The following is a 641-nucleotide window of genomic DNA, read 5'->3' as shown; positions in this document are numbered from 1 at the left end:
CGGTCGCGCTGTCGGTCGTCACCAGATGGATGTCGGGCGTGTCGTTGGTGCCGGTGATAGTAATCGTCACCGTCTGCGTGTCGGTGCCGGTGTGGCCATCGTCGGCCTTGATCGTGTAGGTGAGCGTCAGCGTCTCGCCCTGGGCGAGAAAGTCGAAGGCTTGCGATGCCGAGTTGAACGACCAGTTCAAATTGTGGGTGTCGGTCGGGTTGGCTGCAAGCGAGGCCGGCGAAACCGTCAGCATGCCGAGCACGGCGGCGCTGTTCAGCCCGCCCGTGGTGCCGGCGAGCGACACTGATGCAACACTTGCGGTTACCGTGTCGGACACATCAGCATCGTTCACAGTCAGCGTGCCGCTCTTCGTCAGAGCTGAGTTGGTCTCGATCAGCGAGGCGGTCGCGCTGTCGGTCGTCACCAGATGGATGTCGGGCGTGTCGTTGGTGCCGGTGATAGTAATCGTCACCGTCTGCGTGTCGGTGCCGGTGTGGCCATCGTCGGCCTTGATCGTGTAGGTGAGCGTCAGCGTCTCGCCCTGGGCGAGAAAGTCGAAGGCTTGCGATGCCGAGTTGAACGACCAGTTCAAATTGTGGGTGTCGGTCGGGTTGGCTGCAAGCGAGGCCGGCGAAACCGTCAGCATGCCG

Annotated in this window: 1 protein-coding gene; it reads right to left on the bottom strand. The window is 62.6% G+C overall.

The window, feature by feature from the left end:
* Positions 1 to 641, bottom strand: a 641-nt coding sequence (locus tag AC1DX4_RS35080; protein WP_477224688.1) for a VCBS domain-containing protein, incomplete at both ends; no start/stop codon positions are given.

The organism is Mesorhizobium sp. P3_A8, from assembly GCF_056402995.1.
The sequence above is the reverse complement of the archived record's forward strand: the minus strand, read 5'-3'. Positions and strand labels throughout refer to the sequence as shown.